The organism is Promicromonospora sp. NPDC110617 (assembly GCF_055598465.1).
In genome coordinates this window covers 125,803-141,571 of record NZ_JBVKBM010000005.1, presented here as the reverse complement: position 1 = coordinate 141,571, position 15,769 = coordinate 125,803, and the positions used below count along the sequence as shown (strand labels likewise).

The 15,769-nt window shown below is 73.1% G+C and carries 12 protein-coding genes, 1 tRNA gene and 1 pseudogene; 7 read left to right on the top strand and 7 right to left on the bottom strand.

The genetic code is table 11. From position 1 onward, the window contains the following. Positions 1–60: 60 nt before the first annotated feature. Positions 61–519, top strand: a pseudogene (locus ACZ7LE_RS24635) (integrase core domain-containing protein); the annotation flags it as partial. A 61-nt stretch (positions 520–580) separates the two neighbouring features. On the opposite strand, the gene ACZ7LE_RS24630 reads toward ACZ7LE_RS24635, so the two are convergent. Both ACZ7LE_RS24630 and ACZ7LE_RS24625 read right to left on the bottom strand, forming a co-directional pair. After that, positions 581–654, bottom strand: a tRNA-Pro gene (locus ACZ7LE_RS24630). Positions 655–757: 103 nt separating this feature from the next. Beyond that, on the bottom strand, positions 758–1,630 hold the full coding sequence (locus tag ACZ7LE_RS24625; RefSeq protein WP_470405852.1) for a hypothetical protein: 873 nt from the start codon (positions 1,628–1,630) through the stop codon (positions 758–760). Positions 1,631–1,759: 129 nt separating this feature from the next. On the opposite strand from ACZ7LE_RS24625, the gene ACZ7LE_RS24620 reads away from it, so the two are divergent. Continuing rightward, the gene (locus ACZ7LE_RS24620) at positions 1,760–2,179 is read left to right on the top strand and encodes a hypothetical protein (protein ID WP_470405851.1); all 420 of its coding nucleotides are present in this window, start codon (positions 1,760–1,762) and stop codon (positions 2,177–2,179) included. A 38-nt stretch (positions 2,180–2,217) separates the two neighbouring features. On the opposite strand, the gene ACZ7LE_RS24615 is transcribed toward ACZ7LE_RS24620, so the two are convergent. Both ACZ7LE_RS24615 and ACZ7LE_RS24610 read right to left on the bottom strand, forming a co-directional pair. Beyond that, the gene (locus ACZ7LE_RS24615; RefSeq protein WP_470405850.1) at positions 2,218–3,123 is read right to left on the bottom strand and encodes an alpha/beta fold hydrolase; all 906 of its coding nucleotides are present in this window, start codon (positions 3,121–3,123) and stop codon (positions 2,218–2,220) included. A 21-nt stretch (positions 3,124–3,144) separates the two neighbouring features. Then, a complete protein-coding gene (locus tag ACZ7LE_RS24610) occupies positions 3,145–4,167 on the bottom strand; it encodes a LacI family DNA-binding transcriptional regulator (RefSeq protein WP_470405849.1) in 1,023 nt (340 codons plus the stop codon). A 133-nt stretch (positions 4,168–4,300) separates the two neighbouring features. Here ACZ7LE_RS24610 and ACZ7LE_RS24605 point away from each other — a divergent pair, with 133 nt between their 5' ends. Together ACZ7LE_RS24605 and ACZ7LE_RS24600 are read left to right on the top strand one after the other, a co-directional pair. Beyond that, the gene (locus tag ACZ7LE_RS24605; protein ID WP_470405848.1) at positions 4,301–5,011 is read left to right on the top strand and encodes a ThuA domain-containing protein; all 711 of its coding nucleotides are present in this window, start codon (positions 4,301–4,303) and stop codon (positions 5,009–5,011) included. Continuing rightward, complete coding sequence (locus ACZ7LE_RS24600; RefSeq protein ID WP_470405847.1) at positions 4,996–6,081, top strand: Gfo/Idh/MocA family protein; 1,086 nt, start codon at positions 4,996–4,998, stop codon at positions 6,079–6,081. The genes ACZ7LE_RS24605 and ACZ7LE_RS24600 overlap by 16 nt, the downstream gene beginning before the upstream one ends. 75 nt (positions 6,082–6,156) lie before the next feature. On the opposite strand, the gene ACZ7LE_RS24595 is transcribed toward ACZ7LE_RS24600, so the two are convergent. Further along, entirely contained in the window at positions 6,157–6,720 is a 564-nt protein-coding gene (locus ACZ7LE_RS24595; protein WP_470405846.1) for a TetR/AcrR family transcriptional regulator, read from the bottom strand. Positions 6,721–6,849: 129 nt separating this feature from the next. Between ACZ7LE_RS24595 and ACZ7LE_RS24590 the strand changes: the two genes are divergently transcribed. Beyond that, on the top strand, positions 6,850–8,772 hold the full coding sequence (locus ACZ7LE_RS24590) for an ABC transporter ATP-binding protein (protein WP_470405845.1): 1,923 nt from the start codon (positions 6,850–6,852) through the stop codon (positions 8,770–8,772). On the opposite strand, the gene ACZ7LE_RS24585 is transcribed toward ACZ7LE_RS24590, so the two are convergent. Next, positions 8,773–9,777: a LacI family DNA-binding transcriptional regulator gene (locus tag ACZ7LE_RS24585; protein WP_470405844.1), complete on the bottom strand. Its 1,005-nt coding sequence runs from the start codon at positions 9,775–9,777 to the stop codon at positions 8,773–8,775. It lies immediately after the preceding gene. Positions 9,778–10,002: 225 nt separating this feature from the next. Between ACZ7LE_RS24585 and ACZ7LE_RS24580 the strand changes: the two genes are divergently transcribed. Then, the gene (locus ACZ7LE_RS24580) at positions 10,003–11,631 is read left to right on the top strand and encodes a sulfatase-like hydrolase/transferase (RefSeq protein ID WP_470405843.1); all 1,629 of its coding nucleotides are present in this window, start codon (positions 10,003–10,005) and stop codon (positions 11,629–11,631) included. A gap of 27 nt (positions 11,632–11,658) precedes the next feature. Here ACZ7LE_RS24580 and ACZ7LE_RS24575 read toward each other — a convergent pair whose 3' ends face one another. Continuing rightward, a complete protein-coding gene (locus tag ACZ7LE_RS24575; RefSeq protein WP_470405842.1) occupies positions 11,659–14,580 on the bottom strand; it encodes a CBM35 domain-containing protein in 2,922 nt (973 codons plus the stop codon). A gap of 140 nt (positions 14,581–14,720) precedes the next feature. Here ACZ7LE_RS24575 and ACZ7LE_RS24570 point away from each other — a divergent pair, with 140 nt between their 5' ends. Next, positions 14,721–15,746 carry a LacI family DNA-binding transcriptional regulator gene (locus ACZ7LE_RS24570; protein ID WP_470405841.1) on the top strand — a complete coding sequence of 342 codons (1,026 nt, stop codon included), beginning with the start codon at positions 14,721–14,723 and terminating at the stop codon, positions 15,744–15,746. The last annotated feature ends 23 nt before the right edge of the window (positions 15,747–15,769 follow it).

The following is a 15,769-nucleotide window of genomic DNA, read 5'->3' as shown; positions in this document are numbered from 1 at the left end:
TCCGGTCGGCACGATGTCTTGCCTCCACCATGGATCAGCTGCCGACGACCCGCACTCCGCGTCGGCATCACACAGAAGAACTCCCGGCCCGGCCACCCCACGACCTGCGGCAAGGTCGAACGCTTCCAGCAGACGATGAAGAAATGGCTCCGCGCTCGCAACCCGCCCAGCCGACCAGGCTCGCCCAGCTGCAGTTGCTGCGCCATCGGGCCAATCCCGCGACGGCCTACACCGCCTGGCTCAAAGCCGTCCCGGACACCGAACGACCGCAACAGACCCACGACCGGGTCCGCGAAGACCGCGTCAACAAGGCCGGGACCGTCACCCTGTGCCACGCCGGGCGCCTGCACCACATCGGCATCGGACGAACCTACGCAGGAACCTACGTCCTGATCCTGGCCGAAGACCTCGACATCCAGATCATCGACGCCGCGACCGGCGAGAACCTCCGCGACGGTCCTGGACCCGACCAAGGACTACCAACCCACCGGCCGGCCACCCGGACCAGCCCGGAAATGACAATGGCCGGACCTACGATTTCGTAGGTCCGGCCATTCCGATGTCCTGCGACATCACACTGTCGGGCTGACAGGATTTGAACCTGCGACCCCTTGACCCCCAGTCAAGTGCGCTACCAAGCTGCGCCACAGCCCGCGGTGTTCTTGAGCATGCCCAAGGCTACCGGGTTTGGCCCCTTGGGGCCGACGGAAATACTACCCCACCTCGGGGGCTGTGCCCGACCAGAGCGAGCATGCCGTCACTCGCTCGGCGCGTACCGCTGCTCCGGCTCGTAGACAGGACCGGCGTCGAGGTCGAGCTCCAGGTGGACGGCGCCCCGCAGGTCGGTGAGCACGACGATGCTGCTTCCGGTCCGGGGGACCCGGTCGGGCGAGGTCCGCATCCGGGCAGCCACCGTGTGCCGTCCTGCCGGCGAGTCGTAGGTGACGGTGACATCGAGCTCGGGGTCGCTGTGCAGCCAGAAGCGGACCCCGCCGAGCGTGAGCCGGCCGGTGTAGCGCTGTCCGTCGCGCCGGAGCCGCGCGATCGTCTCCTGACGCCGTCGGGCCAGGCGCAGGGCGCCCGGGAGGCGCACCACGACGACAGCACCCCAGAGAGCCGCGAGCATCGCGACGACGGCCGACACGAGGACCGCCTCGGTGCCGGGCACGCCGTCGAGCACCTGGTGCACACGCTGGTCGGCGCCCAGCGCGAGGTCCGCCCCGGCCGCCGCGCCCACAGTGATGCCGGTCAGCAGCGGCGCCAGGTAGAACATCGACGCGGCCCGCCGCTGCCCGAAGTGGTCCTGCGCCCGCTCGCCCAGGTCGACCGTCGCGAGAACCGCCAGGTAGCCGAGCACCAGCGCCCCACCGATCAGCCAGCCCTGGCCGATGCCCGGCGTGCACTCGGTCGAGGTCGCGCCGCACAGCACCGACGAGCCGGCGACCGTCGCGGCGGTCCAGGCGATGAGGCACAGCAGGACCCCGACCTGCACCCGAGGCGTGACGGGTCCGGGGGACCGGCCCGGGGCCAGCCAGGTGATCCGCGACCCCTTGTCGCTCGCGGAGAGCATCGGCCGGTGTTCCCACGCCTCTGTCGAGGCCGCGTCTCGTGGTGCCACAGCGTCCGTCATGAGTGCCTCCGGCTCGGCACGTCGCCCGGCGACAACCGGTCGATGCTGCCCTGACCCTCATTGGTCCCCGACAACCCGTGCGGCCCCATCCTTGCGGCTCAGAACGGCGTTGACCAGTACAGTCAGCCCATGCCGGCCGCCAGCACCTTCCGCCAGGACGCCAAGGCCTCAGGGATGCCGGCGCTCGAAGCGGTTGCTGCCGTCGTGATCGCCCTCGGCGTCCCGGTCCTCGTCGGCAACTGGTTCACCGCCCAGGGCTGCTTCTGGGACAGCTGCAGCACGCCGGTCTCCGCGAACCGCGTCACCTATGCCGTCGTCGCCCTGATCGTTGTGCCGGCGGTCGTCTGGACCATGGTCAGCGCCTGGCGGCGCGAGGCCAGCTGGATCTACCTCTGGCACGGTCCGGCGGCCTTCGTCGCGCTCGCCGTCGTGATCCTGTGCGCGGTGCCGTCGTTCGAGGTGTCGAGCCCCGACGTCGAGCCCTCGTACACCCCGTGGTCCGGTTGCGCCGAGTTCTCGGGCGGCGACAGCGACTGCCCGGGCGGCTGATACCCGCTCGGGCAGGTCGCTGTCCGTGCCGGATCAGTTCACGAGGCGGTCCCGTCGCCCACCGTGGCGACGAACTCGGCGACCGCCGCCGTCACCTGGCCGGGGCTCTCGATGTGGCCGAGGTGCCCCGTCCGGTCGAGGATCGCCAGTCGCGAGTGCGGCACGGCCTCATGGATCATCCGGGCCCAGCGCGGACCGCAGATGAAGTCGTCGTCGCCGACCAGCACCAGCGTGGGCATCGTGAGTGCGGGCAGCTCCTCCCGCACGTCGAAGGCCGGGCCCTCGCCCCACGCAGGGGCCGCGTACATGCGCAGGGCGTTGCGCCCCGCGGCGAAGTCGGACTCGTGGCCCCAGTAGTCGTGGAAGTAGGTCGGCGAGATCCTGCGCAGCACCTCCGTCGCGCCCTCGTCGTCGGACGGCTCGGGCCGGCCCGTCAGGCCCGCGACGTAACCAGCCACCTCGGGGTGCTCGGCGAGGTGGCGCTCCGCGAACCGTTCCATGTTCGCGACCGCCGTCGACCAGAAGTCGTCGCCGGTCACGGGGGAGGTGTCGAACAGGACCAGCGCGGCCACGCGGTCGGGGTGGTCGAGCGCGTAGCGCTGGGCCACGAACCCGCCGTGGGAGTGGCCGAGCACCATGACCTGCGGCAGTCCCAGGTCCTCCACCACCGCGTGCAGGAAGTGGGTGTACGTGGCCAGGTTGTATCCGCGCACGTCGGCGAGCCGGCCCGAGGCCCCGGTGCCGACGGGCTCGACGTACACCATGGTCATGGTCCGTTCCAGCTCGGGCATGCGCAGGTAGTCCCAGCCGATCCCGGGCCCGCCCGGGTGGACGACGCACACGGGGCCGCTCCCGGCGACGTGGTAGCGCTGGTTCACGACGGCGTTCTCGTGCTGGACGGCGATGGTGTGGGTGTCGAGGGGGACGGTGATGTTCGAGGTCACGCCCCCATGACCGGGTACCGCTCAGTGCTGTGACACCGAGACGGTCGCCGTCGACCCCCGGACCACGAGCCGCGTCGCGAGCTCCTCCCGCGGCGCCTCCTGCACCACGCCGCCGCTGATCCGCAGCAGCATGCGCAGCGCGGCCCCGCCCATCTCGGCGATGGGCTGGTGCACCGTGGTCAGGGCGGGGCTGAGCCAGCGCGCCTCGGGCAGGTCGTCGAAGCCGACCACGCTGACGTCCTCCGGGATGCGCAGCCCGAGCGCGGCGGCGGCGTCGTACGCGCCGAGCGCGATGGTGTCCGAGCACGCGAAGACTGCCGTCGGCGGCGTCCCACCCCGGAGGAGGTCGAGGGCCTGCTCCGTGGCGCGCTCGCGCCGCCAGTCGGTGTGCACCACGCGGTCGTCGGGCAGGTCGAGACCTGCCTGCGTGACGGCGGAACGGAACCCGTCGATGCGGGCCTGGCTGTAGAGGTGGGTGCGCTGCCCGGCCAGGATCCCGAACCGCCGGTGCCCCAGGGCCAGCAGGTGCTCGGCGGCGGCCCGCCCGCCGGCCCAGTTGGCCGCGCCCACGCTCGCGACGGACGACGGCGGCTGCCGCACCGGGTCCAGCAGCACGATCGGCACCCGCGCGGCGGCGAGCGCCGCGAGCTGTTCGACGCTGGTGTCGACCAGGGCGAGCACGGCGCCGCGCGGACGTCGCGCGAGCAGGCGGGTGAGCCAGGCGTCGTCGGGCGGCCGGGCCACGGAGACGACGACGTCGAGACCCGCCTCCTCGGCGGCCTGCTCCACGCCGCTCAGCGCCCGGTTCGCCCACGTTCCCTCGATCCCGCTCAGCACGAGGTCGACGAGCGAGCTCTCGGCCCGCGGCGCGGCGTCCCTCCCGGACCTGCCGCGGTACCCGAGCTCCGCGACGATGCGCATGACCCGGTCGCGGGTGCCCGTGGAGACGTCCGACCGGCCGCTGAGCACCTTGGAGACCGTGGGCACCGTCGTCCCGGCCGCCTGCGCGACGTCGGCGAGCGTGGTCCGGCGAGGGTTCGGCATGTCGCGACCGTAGCGACCGCGGCAAAAGTTGCGCAACTTATTGGGGGTTGATCCGGCAAAAGTCCTCGTGTATCAAAGGGGCGCTGGCACTCATTGGGCCACGAGTTGCGCAACTTTCTGGAGCGGAGCATCTATGACGACGACGTCGAGCACGAAACGCGCACTGGTCGTGCGCGGAGGGTGGACCGGGCACCAGCCCGTCGAGACCACGAACTCGTTCCTCCCGTTCCTGGCCGAGCACGGGTACGAGGTCCGGGTCGAGGACTCGACGGCGGTGTACGCCGACGCCGACTACCTGGCCGGCGTCGACGTCATCGTCCAGACGGTGACGATGAGCACCATCGAGGGCGCCGAGCTGAGCGGCCTGATCGCGGCGGTGGCGGCGGGCACGGGGCTGGCGGGGTGGCACGGCGGCATCGCCGACTCCTACCGCAACAGCTCCGACTACCTGCAGCTCATCGGCGGCCAGTTCGCCACCCACCCGCCCAAGGCGCCGCGCGCGGAGCTGGCGGGGGAGGCCGCCGACAACTTCCTGCGGCACACCATCGACATCGTGCCGGAGCGCGCCGACCACCCGATCGTCGCCGGGCTCTCCGACTTCGAGCTGACGACCGAGCAGTACTGGGTGCTGTCCGACGAGTACAACGACGTGCTGGCGACCACGACGCTCGCCGCGCGCGACTTCGACCCGTGGCACCGGCCGGTCACGTGCCCCGCGATCTGGACCCGCCAGTGGGGTGCGGGCCGCATCTTCGTCTCGACGCCGGGCCACGAGCTCGCCGTCGTCGACGACCCGAACGTCCGCACCGTCATCGAGAGGGGAATCCTGTGGGCCAGCCGCTGAGGGTCGGGATCGTCGGGGTCGGGGCGATCGCCGGCCAGTACCTGACCACGTTCGAGCGGCTGGACGCCGTCCGCCTCGTCGCCGTGGCCGACCTCGATGCCGACCGCGCGAAGACCGTCGCGGCCGAGCAGGGCGTCCGCGCCCTGACCGTTGCAGAGCTGACGACGGACCCGGAGGTGGACCTGGTCCTCAACCTCACGATTCCCGCGGCCCACGCCGAGATCGCCCTGCGGGCCATCGCGGGCGGCAAGCACGTGTACGGCGAGAAGCCGCTCGCCGTCACGCCGGCGGAGGCCCGCGAGGTCCTCGACGCCGCGCGGGCCGCCGGCGTGCGGGTGGCCTGCGCGCCGGACACGGTGCTCGGCACGGGCATCCAGACCGCGCGCAAGGCCATCGACGACGGCGCGATCGGCCTCCCGGTCGCCGCGACCGCCACGATGACGACGCCGGGCCACGAGCGCTGGCACCCGAACCCCGACTTCTACTACCAGCCCGGCGGCGGCCCGCTGCTGGACATGGGCCCGTACTACGTGACCGCGCTGGTCACGCTGCTCGGCCCGGTCGAGTCGGTGGTCGGCGCCGCGAGCCACACGCGCGCGACGCGCACCATCGGTTCCGGCCCGCGGGCGGGCGAGACCGTTCCCGTGGACGTCGACACGCACGTGACCGGGGTGCTCCGGCACGTCTCGGGCGCGCTGTCGACCCTGGTGATGAGCTTCGACTCGGTCGCCACGCGCGCCTCGAACATCGAGGTCCACGGCCAGGCCGGCTCGCTCGTGGTCCCCGACCCGAACCAGTTCGACGGCGACGTCGAGCTGCACGAGCTCGGCGGTTCCTGGCAGACCCTGCCGCCCAGCGCCGGCTACCGGGACGCGGGCCGCGGCTACGGCGTCGCGGACCTGGCGACGACGCCGGACGGCGTGCCCGCGCGGGCCGGCGGCGAGCTCGCCTACCACGTGCTGGAGATCATGACCGCGCTGCTCGCGGCGGCGGACACCGGAACGGCGGTCGCCGTCGAGAGCCGGTGCGAGCGGCCGGCGGCCGTGCCGTTGTCGGACGCGCCGCGCTGAACGAGATGCTTGAACCGGGCCCGCGAACCGGGCCTGTGAACCGGCCCCTGACCTGGGCGGCGACACTCGCCCGGGTCAGGGCGCCACGCTGCGCCGGAACGACTGCACGGCAAGGTCGGCCGCGACGTGCCGCGGCAGGTCCTGGTTGCTCACCTCGGCCGCGGTGTAGAGCAGCGCGTAGAACAGGTTGAGGGCCCACGACGTCGGGATGCCGACCCCGATCGCCCCCTCGGCGCGCGCCCGGTCCACGAGCGCGCGCATCTCCTCGTCGCCGTCGTCGGCGGACCAGTGGGGGTTGCCCTCGAACCTGTTCGGGTCCGCGAACAGGAAGATCACCCGGTCGCCCATCCCGACCCCGGCGCGCAGGAAGTGCTCGAGCACCTCGATCGCCGGGAGCGCCGTCGTGGAGCCGTCCTCGGACGTCTCCAGGCGGGCCAGCGAGTCCAGCAGCAGCGCGTCGATGAGCGCCTGGCGGTCGGTGAAGTAGCGGTGCAGCGTCGAGCGGCTGACGTCGGCGCGCTCGGCGATGGCGCTGAGCGACGCCGAGAAGTCGTGCGCCCACAGGGCCGCCGCCGCGTCCAGCACCGCGGACCTCGTGCGGGCGCGTGCCCCGCGCTCGTTCTGCTCGGTCGTCGTCACAGGCCGAGGGTAGGCCGCTGCACCGGTTGACACAATACGGTTGCGAAATGCGACAGTGGTGTCGCAGAATGGAGCGCGGCTGTAGAGCCGGGTCGGAGCGAGCGAACCACGAGCGGACGGAGCGGTGACGTGTCAGACGAGAGGCCACAGGCCGGTGCGCCGGCCGGGCGGAGCACCCGGGACAAGGTCCGCGCACTGTGGGCCTATGCCCGCCCGCACAAGGCGGTGCTGGTGGTGGCGCTGCTCCTCGGCGCGGTCGGCACCGCGACCGAGCTCGCGACGCCGCTGGTGACCAAGGCGGTGCTCGACGGGCTGGAGACGTCCGCGTCCCTGGCCACGCCGATCACGGTCCTCGCCGTGCTGCTCGTCGCCGGGACGGTCGTCGGCCTGGTCCAGGGCATCATGCTCGGCACGCTGGCCGAGCGGATCATCCTCGCGGCCCGCACCGGGCTGGTCCGCCACCTGCTGCACGCCCGCGTCCCCGAGGTGACCGCCCGCCAGCCCGGCGAGCTCGTCACCCGCGTCACCTCCGACACCCTGCTCATCCGCGAGGCGACGACGTCCAGCGTGGTCAACTTCGTCAACGGCGTGATCGGCCTCGTGGGCGCGATCGCGCTCATGGCCTACCTCGACGTCGTGCTGCTCGGCGTGACGGTCGCCGTCCTGGTCCTGGCCGGCATCAGCGTGGTCGCCCTCATGCCGCGGCTGTCCCGGGCGCAGCAGGAGGCGCAGGAGCACGTGGGTGCGCTCGGTGGGCGCCTCGAGGGCGTCATCCGTGCGCTGCGGACCGTGAAGTCGGCCCGGGCGGAGTCGCGCGAGACCGGCCGGGTCTCCGCGCACGCCGAGGCGTCGGCGCGCAGCGGTATCCGTGCGGTCAAGCTGGAGAACGTGTCCTGGACCATCACCGGTGTCGCGGTGAACCTGGCGGTCATGCTGCTGCTCGGCGTCGGGGCGTGGCGCGTCTCGACCGAGGCCATCACCGTGAGCACTCTCGTGGCGTTCCTGCTGTACGTGTTCCAGCTCATGATGCCGGTCATGCTCCTGACGATGTCGCTGACGTCGCTGCAGTCCGGGCTCGCGGCCGCCGCGCGGATCGGCGAGGTCGAGGAGATGGCGCTGGAGGCCGAGGACGACGCCGCGGCGGTCGCGGTGACCGGCGAGGACGGCGCGGCGCGGGGCTCCGGCACCGTGCCGGGCGCGGACGCCGAGTCACCCCTGGTGCGGCTGCACGACGTCACCTACCGGTACGACACCGCGGACGCCGCCAGGCCGCCGGCGCTCGACGGCGTGAGCATCGATGTGCCGCGGCGCGGGCACACGGCGATCGTCGGTCCCTCGGGAGCGGGCAAGACGACGATCATGTCGCTCCTGCTCCGGTTCCTCCGCCCGGACGGCGGGCACGTCGAGCTCGACGGGCGACCCTACCCGGGGCTGACCACGGACCAGATCCGGTCCCGGATCGCCTACGTGGAGCAGGACACCCCGATCGTGCCGGGCACGCTGCGCGAGAACCTGGCCTACGCCGCGCCGGGCGCGACCGACGCCGAGATCTGGGCCGCGGTCGACGCCCTCCGGCTGACCGAGCGGGTCGCGGTGCTGCCCGACGGGCTGGACACGGAGGTGAGCGCGTCGCAGCTCTCGGGTGGCGAGCGGCAGCGGGTCGCCGTGGCGCGGGCGCTGGTGGCCCGGCCGGAGATCCTGCTCCTCGACGAGGCGACGGCGCAGCTCGACGGCCTGACCGAGGCGGCGCTGGCCGAGGCGATCCGGGACGTCGCGAGCACCGGTGCCGTGGTGACCATCGCCCACCGGATCTCGACCGTCATGGACGCCGACCAGATCGTGCTGCTGGAGCGCGGCCGGGTCCGGGCGACGGGCCGGCACACGGAGCTGCTGGCGTCGGACGAGCTCTACCGCGAGCTCGTCGCGGCGCTGCGGCTGGACGCGAGTGTCGTGGCACCGGACGACGCGGCGCCGGACGATGCGGCGCCGGACAGCGTGGCCTTGGTCGACGGGGTGCCGGGCGAGGAGGTGCCCACGCCGACCGGGGCGTGACTAGGCGCCGCCCACCCTGGTGCTCTCGCGCTCGACCAGCCGGTGCGGTGCGATGACGCGCACCGCGTTGCTGCCGTCGCCGCCGACCCGGCGCACGAGGGCGTCCAGGGCGGCCTGCGCGATCGCCTCCTTGTCGGGCGAGATCGTCGTGAGACTGGGGTTGCCGTAGCGGCCGTCCTCGATGTCGTCGAAGCCGACCACGGCGACCTGCTCGGGCACGGAGATCCCCACCTCGTGCAGCGCTCGCAGCGCGCCGAGGGCGAGCAGGTCGGAGAAGCAGAAGAGGGCGTCGGGCAGGGTGCGTCCGCGCAGGAGGGCGCGGGTCGCGTCGGCTCCGCCGCGCCGGGTGAACGCGTCGACATACGCGACGTCGGCCGAGGCATGCGGTGCCGCGCCCATCGCGGCCTCGAAGCCGGCGAGCCGCAGCCCGCTGGACGACCCCTCCGCCTTCTGCGCACCGACAGCAACCACTCGCTGCCGGCCGGTGGCCAGCAGGTGCTCGACGGCGTCGCGTGCGGCCGCGAAGTTGTCGATGTGTACGTGGTCGAAGCCCGGGTGCGGCTCCTCGCCGAGCAGCACCACGGGCCGCTGGGTGCGTGACGACCGGGTCAGGTCGTCGTCGGTGAGGCCGAGCGGGCTCACGATCAGGCCGTCGAACACGGCCTTGGTGTCGGCGCGCGCGATCAGTTCGCGCTCGCGGTCCCGGTCGCCGTCGGTCTGCTCGATCATGAGGGTGTACCCGTGGTGCCGGGCGGCCTCGATGAGCTTGCGGGCCAGCTCCGCGAAGTAGGGGTTGTCGAGGTCGGGCACCACGAGCGCGGCCATGCCCGTGCGGCCGGAGCGCAGCATCCGGCCGATCTCGCTCGGTCGGTAGTCGAGCTCCTCGATGGCGGCGAGCACGCGCTCGCGGGTGCCGGCGGCGACGTTGACCGCGCCGCTCACGACGTTCGACACGGTGCGCGGCGAGACACCCGCGAGACGGGCGACGTCCTCGCGTCGACCCACGGTGGCCTCCTTAGCGTCCGCACCGAACCGCCGCGCTCGCGAAAGCCGTGTCCGACCTGCTCAGCGGCGCTGCTGTTGCATCGCGGCAAGCCTACTGGATAGTGTGCGGGCCGATCGGCTTGCATCGTGGCAAGGCCTGGTGCCGCGCCCCACGACGTCGTGCCGTCCCGCGAGGAGACCACCGCGAGCAGAACCACCGCGAGGGGAAGCATGCGAGGGGAACACATGGCAGCCGACACGGCGAAGGACACGGCAGGGCCGGCGACCCCGCCGCACATCGTCCTGATCATGACCGACCAGCACCGGGCGGACCTGTCAGCCCGCTCCGGGTTCCCGGTGGACACCACGCCGTTCCTCGACGAGCTCGCGCGCCGGGGCACCGACTTCCAGCGCGGCTACACCAGCTCACCCCTGTGCGTGCCGGCCCGGGTGAGCCTGCTGACCGGGCGCTACCCGTCGGCGCACGGCGTGACCCAGAACAGCACGCCCGGCTCGGCACGCTACGAGCGCGACCTGCTGGACGTCCTCGGCGAGGCGGGCTACCACCGCATCTTCGCGGGCAAGCCGCACATGCACCGCGGCCCCGACGACTTCGACGCCTACCGCGGGCCGTACTGGCACACCGGCGGGCCGCAGCACACAGAGGGGCACGCGGCGTTCGACCGCTGGCTCGACGAGCTCGACCACGGCGTCGCTCCTGAGCCGACGCCGTTCCCGCTGGAGGACTCCCTCCCGTACCGCATCGTGTCGGACGCGATCGAGGCCGTCACCGAGGCGGCCGGCAGCGCCGCGTCCGGCACACAGGCGTCCGGCAGCGCGCCGGCCCGCCCGCGCGGCAGGTCCGACGCCCCCGACAAGCCCACCTTCCTCTGGGTCTCCTTCCCCGAGCCGCACAATCCCTACCAGGTCCCCGAGCCGTACTTCAGCCTGTGGGACACCGACGAGATCCCGGAGCGCCTGCACGGCCCCGACGTCGCCGCCGCCAAGGGCGGGCACTGGGCCTGGCTCCGGGACCTCGTCGAGGAGAAACGCCCCGGGTACGACGACGAGCGCGCCCGCTACCGCGCCACCTACTGCGGCCAGCTCCGCCTCCTGGACGACCAGGTGCGCCGCCTCATGGAGCACGTCTGGGCCACGCTCGGCGACGACGTGCTGGTCGTGATGGTCAGCGACCACGGCGACTACGTGGCCGAGTACGGCCTGCAGCGCAAGGGCGCCGGCCTGCCGGAGGTGCTGATGCGCATCCCGTTCTTCCTCAGCGGCGGCCCGGTCGCCGCCCGCACCCGGCCCGAGCTCGTCTCGATCGTGGACCTCCTGCCCACCCTCGCCGAGCTGGTGGGCGCCCCGATCCCCGACGGCGTCACCGGTCGCAGCCTCGCCCCGCTCCTGCTCGACGCCGAACGCACCTCCCGCGAGTTCGACGACGTCTACGCCGAGCGCGGCTTCGGCGGCCTCACCTACGGCGCCCACGAGCGCCCGCCGCTGCACTTCCCGTACGAGGGCCGCACGTTCGACGAGCTCAACACCGTCACCCAGAGCGGGCGCTCGCGGATGCTGCGCCGGGGCGACCTCAAGCTCGTGGTGCACAGCGACGGCAGCGGCGAGCTGTACGACCTGGCCGCCGACCCGACCGAGGTGCACGACCTCTTCGACGACCCGGACCACGCCGCCGACCGCGCGGACCTGCTCTGGCGCCTGACCCAGTGGATGCTCCGCGCCCAGGACGAGCTGCCCACGGGCGCCTACACGGCCAAGCGCGCGCCACACAACTGGGTGTTCGACGCCACCACGACCGACCCCGACGCCACCACGACCGGCCCGGACACCGGCGAGACCCGGGCCCACACGCGGTGAGCCCGGGCCGTGCCAGCGGTCAGCGGGTCAGAACCCCGAGTTGCCCCCGAGCCGGTCGAGCACGAACCCCATGTCGTTCAGCAGCCCCGCCGTCCCGGAGCCGGACACGGTCGTGTTCGCGAACGTGGCGCTGCCCGCCGCGTGCAGCTCGATGCCGTAGGTGCCCGAGCCGGTGATGCTCACCCGGTCGAGGCTGACCTGCTGGATCGACTTCTGCCACGACATCAGCACGCCCGCGTAGGTGCTGTCCTGAATGGTCAGGTCACGGATCACGATCGGCGCGTCGATGGCGTGCACGTCGGCGTAGACCCACAGCGCGCCGAGCTCGGCCGGCCAGTTGGGCTCGCGGCTGCCGGTGCGGGTCAGCGTGTTGCGCGCCACCGTGGTGGTGCCCGTGAACGGCACGCCGAACCGGGTGCTGATCGCGATGCCCGCGGCCGCGTTGACGGTGTCGGCCACGAGGTTGTCCTCGACCCGGTTGCCACCCCCGCCGCCGTAGACGGCCAGGCCGTTGGCCAGGGCCGGCGCCTGGACGGTGTTGAACGAGAAGACGCTGCCGCTCACGGCCGCGCCGTCCGACCACATCGCCAGCGCGTCGTCGCCCGTGTTGCGGAACGTCGACTGGGTCACCTGCGCGTTGGTCACGCCCGAGCGCAGGTTCACGCCGTCGGCGTACGTGTCGCGCACGCGCAGCCCGACGGCGAGCACGTCGCGCGAGCCCGGCCGCACCCACAGCCCCACCTTGGTGTGCTGCACCCAGATGTTCTGCAGCAGCGACTCGCTGGTGAAGTCGCCCTCGATCGCGGCCTGCCCCTCGGCGTCCTCGCGCACGGTCGCGGAGCCGAAGATCGCGACGTCCGCGATGGTGACGCCGCCGCCGGTCGCGTAGAACCCGCCCGCCCGGCCGGTGCCCACGATCACCGAGTGCCACGGGCCCGCACCCAGCACGGCCACACCCGCGACCCGCACGGCGTCGTTCACGTGGAAGGTGCCCGCGGGAATCCAGACCGGCACGCCCGCCGCCTTCGCGGCGGCGACCGCCGCCGTGATCGCCGCGGTGTCGTCGCCCCCGCCCGACGTCGCGCCGTGCGCCGTGATCGACACGGCGCCCGACGGCGCGGTGAGCGCGGGCGCCACGCGCTCCGCCTCGACCAGGTCGACGTCGATGTGCGCCACGGCGCCCGAGTCCTTCTGCAGCCGCAGCACCGTGCCAGCCGGCTGCTCCGGGATCTCGAACCGCAGCTCGTCGTAGAACCGGTGCGCCCCGCCGAGCGACGGGTCGTTGTGGAACGGGTACTCGCCGTACTGCCAGGCGTGCGCCGAGGTCAGCGTGACGTCTTTGAGCTTGGTGCCGTTCGCGTACACCGCCAGCGGCGACGTCTGGCCCGTGCCGGCCGCGTTGTCCGGGATCGAGTAGCGCACCACGAGCCCGCTCGCCGGGGCGGTCAGGGTCAGGTCCACCCGCTCGCCGACGGCGTCCAGCCGCACCGCGCTGCGGCCGCTCGACTCCGCCTGCACCGTGCCGTAGGTGCGCGACGGCGCCAGCTTGGTCCCGGTCGTCGACCCGGCCTCGGCCTCGTACTGCGTGTACGACGTCGACGCGCCGCGCGCCGCGAGGTCCGTCTCACCCGAGACGACGATGCTGTCGACCAGCACGTCGGCACCCGAGCCCGCCGCCCGGAGGCCCACCGTGTTGACGCCCGCCCGCACCGGCACGCTCGCCGTGACGGTGCGCCAGCCGCTGCCCGCGGCGAAGCTCACCTGGCCCGTGACCCGGCCGTTGACCAGCAGGTCGAGCGTGCGCGCGCCTGCGGGTGTCGCGAACCGGATCGTTGCCGTCGCCGTGCCCGCGGAACCGGCCTGGACCGTGCGCAGCACACGCGCGCCCGCCGTCGTGAAGCCGCCGACGTACCCGGCGCCGGTGAAACCGCCGGTGGCGCTCGCCACGGCCGCGTTGCCGGAGCGGTAGGCGTTCTCGGCCTCGCCGGGCCCGGCGGGCTGCGGCGGCACGTTCGTGCCGACGTCGAGCTTGTCGATGTTCGCGTTGCCGTTGTCGCCCGACGCATAGGCCAGCCGCAGGTCGTGGTTGCCCGCGCTCAGCGTCGCGGTGTGCGTCACGGTGCCCCAGGTGTCCCAGCTCGCGGTCGCGGGCAGGGTCAGCTGCGTCAGGCGCGTGCCGCCGTCGTACAGCGAGAGGGTGCGGGCCGAGCCGGTGCCGTTGGCGTACCGGACCGTGAGGTCCTTGGCCCCGGCGCCGGCTACCTGCACCTTGAAGGTGACCGACGCCGAGCCCGCGTTGCCGTCCGTGAACCCGCCGACGAACCCGCTGCCGGAGAAGCCGGTGTGGTCGGCTGCGGTCACGGCCCCGCCCGCGAGGGTGGCGGCCTCCGCCTCGAACGTCGGCCCGGGGCCGTAGTCCGCCCCGCTGCTGCCGCCCGAGTCGCTGACGTCGAGGGCGTCGAGGTTCACGTTGCCGGAGTCGGCGGAGCCGAACCGGTAGGCGACCGAGTGGCTGCCCGCGGACAGCGTGACGACCGTGCTCTGCGTCGCCCAGGTGGTCCAGCCCGCCGTCGCGGGCAGGGTGACCTGCTGGGCGGCGCCGTCCACCAGGAGAGTCAGGGTCTTGGCCGAGCCGGTGCCGTTGGCGTAGCGCAGGGCCAGCGTGTGCGGGCCGGACGCCGCCGCCGTCACGGCGAACGTGCTGGTCGCGGTGCCCTTGTTGCCGTCGGTGTAACCGCCGACGAAGCCGGAGCCGGTGTAGCCGGTGTGCTCGGTGGCGACGACCGCGCCGCCGGTCAGGGCGGCCTGCTCGGCCTGGTAACGGGTGGTCGCGGCGCCCGCCGGGGCCGCGCCGGCCACGAGGGCGGAGCCGGCGACCGCGAGGGCCGCCAGCAGGGCCAGGCGTCTGCGCCAGGCGGGGAATGGACGGTGCTGGGTACTGCGCGGCATGGGATCTCCTTCGAACCGGATGCGCACCTGAGGGGAGGTTTAGCGGTAAACTTCCGCTGAGACGGTACGGCCACGCCAAGTTCCCGGTCAAGGGCCACCTAGGATGCGGCTGGAGCCGGATGCCGACGGGGGAGGTGCGCGTGACCACGCGACTGAGCGACATCGCGGACGAGGCCGGCGTCAGCGTCATGACCGTCTCGAACGTGATGAACGGCAAGCGCGCCCGCGTCTCGCCCGCCACGATCGAGAAGGTCCTGGGCATCGCGGCCCGGCTGGGCTACGTACCGAACATCCCGGCGCGCAGCCTCGCGGCGAACAGCTCGCACATCGTGGCGGCGCTCGTGCCGGTGGGGGAGAACAACAGCCTGCTGGTCAGCCCGCACACCGTCGCCGTCGTCGGTGGCATGGAGACCCACCTGCGCCATCACGGTTACCACGTGCTGCTGCGCGGCATCGAGCACGAGGACCAGGTGGCGCAGACCGTCCGCGGCTGGTCGCTCGACGGCGTGGCGCTCGTCGAGTTCCCGGACGAGCAGATCGACCGGCTCCGGGTCGACGCCGTGCCGGTCGTCGCCATCGACAGCTACTCCGCCAACCCGCGCGCCATCGGCGTGCGCAGCGACGACCACGGCGGCGGCCGCCTGGCCGGGGAGCGTCTGGCCGTCGCCGGGCACCGTCGCGTGCTGTTCGCCGGCCCGCCCTACCAGGGCATGGGTGTCGTCGGGCAGCGCTGGGCCGGGTTCCGCGAGGCCTGCCTGGCGGCGGGGCTCGACCCGGACGACGTCGGCGCCGTCGAGGTGCTCACCTCGTTCGAGGACGGGCGGCGCCTGGGCCTGCGGCTGCGCCACGACCACCCCGGTGTGACCGCGGTGTTCGCCACGGCCGACCACCTCGCCGTCGGCATCATGGCGGGCATCGCGGAGGCCGGCGGGTCCGTGCCCGGCGACGTGTCCGTGATCGGGTTCGACGACCTCGACTTCGCCCGGTACACCACGCCGGGCCTGACCACGATCGCGCAGAACATGCCCGCGAAGGTCGCCGAGGCGTCGCGCATCATCCTGGACGAGATCGAGCGCGGGGCCGGGGTCGGCGACGGCGGGCGCGAGCCCGTCGCGCTCGACGTGCACCTGGTCGAGCGCGGTTCGGTCGGGCCGCCCCGCGGGTGACGCCGTCGTCGTCTGACAACGTC